The organism is Streptomyces sp. NPDC055078 (genome assembly GCF_053607985.1).
The window spans coordinates 1-3,819 of the sequence record NZ_JBSGUP010000748.1 but is presented as its reverse complement, the minus strand read 5'-3'; the positions used below and the strand labels follow the sequence as shown (position 1 = coordinate 3,819).

The following is a 3,819-nucleotide window of genomic DNA, read 5'->3' as shown; positions in this document are numbered from 1 at the left end:
GGCCCGCGCCGTTCCCCGGACACACCCGGCACCCCCGCCTGTCACCCGCCTATCATTCGTTGTGAAACAAACTTCTGGAGATTCGATGGATGAGAACCCCGAGACCGGGCCCCGTGCCGAAGCCACGGCCCCGGAGCCGGACAGCCACCCCGGCACCCCGGGGGCGGCTGCCCCGTCACCCCCGCGAACGGCTTCCCCCTCCCGCCCGCTCAGCCGTACGGAACGGGCCGCCTGGCTCGGTCTCCTCTCCACCCATATGCGGCTCCTGCGCACCCTCGACCGCGAACTCGTGGCAGCCGAACGCCTCCCGATGTCGTCGTTCGAGGTACTGCTCACCCTCGCGGAGGCCCCCGACAACCGGGTGCGGATGAAGGACATCGCCGCGTCTCTGCTGATCAGCCGCAGCGGCCTGACCCGTATCGTCGACGACCTCGAACGCCAGGGCTACGTACGGCGGGAAACGTGCCCCACCGACGCCCGGGGCTTCGACGCCGTACTGACGCCCCTCGGCCAGAAGGCGTACCGGCGGGCGCGGAAGGTCCATCTCACCAATCTGCGCCGTGAGTTCCTCGGCAAACTCAGCGAGGAACAGCTCACGGCGCTCGGCGACATCTGGACTACGGTCGGCTTCGACTCTCCGGGCGGCGCGGAGCGCTGACGAGCCCCAGGGCGCGGCGCCGGGACCGTTCGAGCAGCAGCAGTCCGCCGACACCGGCCAGCGCCCACGCGGTCAGGATCGCCACACCGCCCGCCACCCCCTCGCCGTGGAAGTAGGCCAGGCCGTTGACGGCCCGGACGCCCACGCCGACCGGGAGCGCGGCGGAGAACGGCTCCAGCCAGCCGGGCAGGAACTCCGTCGGGAGGCTGCCGCCGCTGGTCGCGTTGCCGACCGTCATGAACAGTACGGCCGCGATACTCGATCCGATCACCCCGAGTCCGCGCACCAGCAGCATGGTCGAGGAACCCACGGCCAGCGCGACGAGGGCGACCAGACCCGCGACACCGGGGAAGGGCGCGGGCAGCGCGTCGTACGCGGCGACGATGGCGGCCACCGCGATCCCGCCGACCCCGCTGAACGCGGCGAGGGAGGCCATCCGCCGGCCCATGGTCACTCCGGGCGCGAGCTGATACGTCATGATCCCGTACAGGTAGCCGGCGAGCACCAGGCCGAAGGTGGTGTAGAAGACGACCAGTCCCCGGGTGTCCTGGGGGGACGGCGGGACCACATCGAGGGGTCTCAGCTCCTCGCCGCCCGCCCGGGCGACCTCACCGAAGGACTGGAGCAGCAGGGTGGTGACCGAGGGGCCGTGGGCCCCGGCGTAGAGGAGTCGGGGGCCACCGCCGGCGGGGCCGTGCGGGTCCGCGGGGAGATACGCGGCGAAGACCTCGCCGTGCTCGACCGCCGACCGGGCGCCTGCCTCGTCCGGGGACCGCTCGACCCGGAAGGCGTCGGCCGGACTCCCGGGCAGCCGCTCCGTCACCGCCGCCGCCTGGGCCGTGGTGCCCACGACGGCTACCGGCAGATCGCGCGGCACGGGCGCGTGGAACGCGGCGAGATAGACGCTGATGAAGATCGCGCCGATCGCCACGGCCACCGCGACCGGGAGCAGGATCGGGGTCAGCCCGGCCGCGCTCCGGCTCGGCGGCAGCACCCCGCGCCGCGCGTTGTCACGCGCCACGGCGGGGGCCTGCTCGGTGGGTGCTTGGGGCATGGTCCTGTGGTCCTCGATCGTTCGGTGGGGCCGGTAGCGCGGGGGGCTGGACCCTGTTGTTCGGGTTACCCGGGTTACCCGGGTTGTTCGGGTTGTTCGGGCTATCCGGGGGGCGGTCGCCGCGCCGGTCAGGAGGCGCCGGCGGGAGTCGATCTGACCGCCGTCAGTGCGCGCGCCACCGGCACGACATCGGCGACGGCCATCTCGACGCGCTCGTAGACCTCGGGGTTGAGGATCACCGTCCCGTCGAAGTCGCCCGCGCTGAGATACACCCCGGCGGGCGCGGTCCACGCCTGGAGGAAGGCGAAGAGCGGTCGCATCGCGTGCTCGATCACCAGGGCGTGCCGGTCGCTGCCGCCCGTCGCCGCCAGCATCACGGGCTTGGCCGCGAGCGCGTACTGGTCGACGAGGTCGAAGAAGTGCTTGAACAGCCCGGTGTACGAGCCACGGAAGACCGGGCTCGCCGCGATGACGAGGTCGGCCTCCTCGACGGCCCGCACCGCGGCCTCCGCCTCGCCGCCGAGCTGGTCGCGTTCCATCGCTCCGGTGAGCCCGGGGCCGAGGGTGTGCAGCTCGATGAGGGTCGACTCGGTCTCCGTACGCGCCGCCAGGGTCTGGAGCATCAGCTCGACCAGTGCCGTGGTCTTCGACGGGGAGCGCACCCCGCCGACGACCGCGACGACCCGCAGGGGCCCGGTCATGACGCCGCCTTCGCGGTGGAGGGCGCCGTGGAGGGCTCGGCGGCGGACTCGGCGGAGGACTCCAGGGAGGCGATCTCCTTGCGGACGACGGGGGCGACCTCGGAGCCGAGGAGTTCGATCGACTTGATCGCTTCCTTCTGGGCGACATTGCCGAAGCCGAGCTGGATCATCATGCGGTCGTGCCGGAAGAGTTCGTACTGGGCCATGATCTTGTCGATGACCTCCTGGGTGCTGCCGAGGAAGAACGCGCCCGCCGGGGTCGACTGGGCCTCGTAGGCGAGCTTGGGCATGGGGACGCCCTGGCCGCGCTGGTGGTGGTTGGCCATCCATCCCGCCTGGAAGTACGGGTGCGAGATCTCGATCGCCTCCCGGTGGGTGGGCGCGACAAAGCCCGGCGAGTTGACCGACACCTTGAGCCGTGCCGGGTCGTGTCCGGCCTCGGCGGCGGTCCGCCGGTACAGCTCCACGAAGGGGGCGAACTGGCGGTAGCTGCCGCCGATGATCGCCAGGGACAGCGGCAGGCCGAGCCGCCCGGCCCGGACGACGGATGCGGGGGTGCCGCCGACGGCGACCCACACCGGCAGCTCACGGTCGGGACGCGGGGTGATGTCCCCGTCCACCAGCGGCGCCCGCAGCGAGCCCTGCCAGCTCACGGGGTTCTCCTCGCGCAGCCGCAGCAGCAGATCGAGCTTCTCGGCGAAGAGCTGGGAGTAGTCGTCGAGGTCATACCCGAACAGCGGGAACGACTCGATGTACGACCCCCGGCCCGCGATGATCTCGGCCCGGCCGCCGGAGAGCAGATCGAGGGTGGCGAACTGCTGGAACACCCGCACCGGGTCGTCCGAGCTGAGCACGGTCACGGCACTGGAGAGCTTGATCGCGCGAGTGTTCTCCGCCATGGCGGCCAGCAGCACCGCCGGGGTGGACACCGCGAAGTCCGTACGGTGGTGCTCACCGACCGCGAACACGTCCAGCCCGGCATCGTCCGCGGCACTCGCCTGCTGGACCAGCTCCCGCAGCCGGGTGCCGGGGGTGGGCGGCAGCTGGGTCTTGGGGTCCGGCGTGAGTTCGCCGAAGTGGTAGATGCCGAGTTCAAAGGCCATGGGAGGAACCTTCCCCAGAAGATTTCGTTAGTTGCGCAACGAACAACATGGCGAGGTTACGACGCATTCCCCCCGGGCCGCCACCCATCCCGCTCCCGAGGCCCTTCCTGGAAGCCAGGGTCAACCACGTCCAGCCCCGCCGGGAGGGGCCCGGGTCAACCACGTCCAGCCCCGCCGGGAGGGGCCTGGGCAACCAAAACCAGCCCCGCCGGGAGGGGCCCGGGTCAACCAAAACCAGCCCCGCCGGCGATTGAGGCGCGGGGCCCGGGGCAGCGCCCCGGGCAGGGCCCGCGCCACGCGTGG

The 3,819-nt window shown here is 71.9% G+C and carries 4 protein-coding genes; 1 reads left to right on the top strand and 3 read right to left on the bottom strand.

From position 1 onward, the window contains the following. Window positions 1–85 precede the first annotated feature (85 nt). Window positions 86–658 carry a MarR family winged helix-turn-helix transcriptional regulator gene (locus ACWF94_RS35960; protein WP_453498597.1) on the top strand — a complete coding sequence of 191 codons (573 nt, stop codon included), beginning with the start codon at window positions 86–88 and terminating at the stop codon, window positions 656–658. Here the strand turns inward: ACWF94_RS35960 and ACWF94_RS35955 are convergent. The 3 genes from ACWF94_RS35955 to ACWF94_RS35945 form a co-directional block, all read right to left on the bottom strand. Then, complete coding sequence (locus ACWF94_RS35955; RefSeq protein ID WP_453498594.1) at window positions 618–1,712, bottom strand: ABC transporter permease; 1,095 nt, start codon at window positions 1,710–1,712, stop codon at window positions 618–620. The two genes, ACWF94_RS35960 and ACWF94_RS35955, sit on opposite strands and share 41 nt — an antisense overlap. Window positions 1,713–1,840: 128 nt before the next feature. Next, window positions 1,841–2,413 carry an FMN reductase gene (gene msuE / locus ACWF94_RS35950; protein WP_453498591.1) on the bottom strand — a complete coding sequence of 191 codons (573 nt, stop codon included), beginning with the start codon at window positions 2,411–2,413 and terminating at the stop codon, window positions 1,841–1,843. Next, window positions 2,410–3,516 carry an LLM class flavin-dependent oxidoreductase gene (locus ACWF94_RS35945; RefSeq protein WP_453498588.1) on the bottom strand — a complete coding sequence of 369 codons (1,107 nt, stop codon included), beginning with the start codon at window positions 3,514–3,516 and terminating at the stop codon, window positions 2,410–2,412. The genes msuE and ACWF94_RS35945 overlap by 4 nt, the downstream gene beginning before the upstream one ends. Window positions 3,517–3,819: the final 303 nt, after the last annotated feature.

Excerpts from the sequence above, each read along its gene's own strand:
- ACWF94_RS35960 (WP_453498597.1), top strand. The coding sequence starts at position 86 with ATGGATGAGAACCCCGAGACCGGGCCCCGTGCCGAAGCCACGGCCCCG.
- ACWF94_RS35955 (WP_453498594.1), bottom strand. The coding sequence starts at position 1,712 with ATGCCCCAAGCACCCACCGAGCAGGCCCCCGCCGTGGCGCGTGACAAC.
- msuE (WP_453498591.1), bottom strand. The coding sequence starts at position 2,413 with ATGACCGGGCCCCTGCGGGTCGTCGCGGTCGTCGGCGGGGTGCGCTCC.
- ACWF94_RS35945 (WP_453498588.1), bottom strand. The coding sequence starts at position 3,516 with ATGGCCTTTGAACTCGGCATCTACCACTTCGGCGAACTCACGCCGGAC.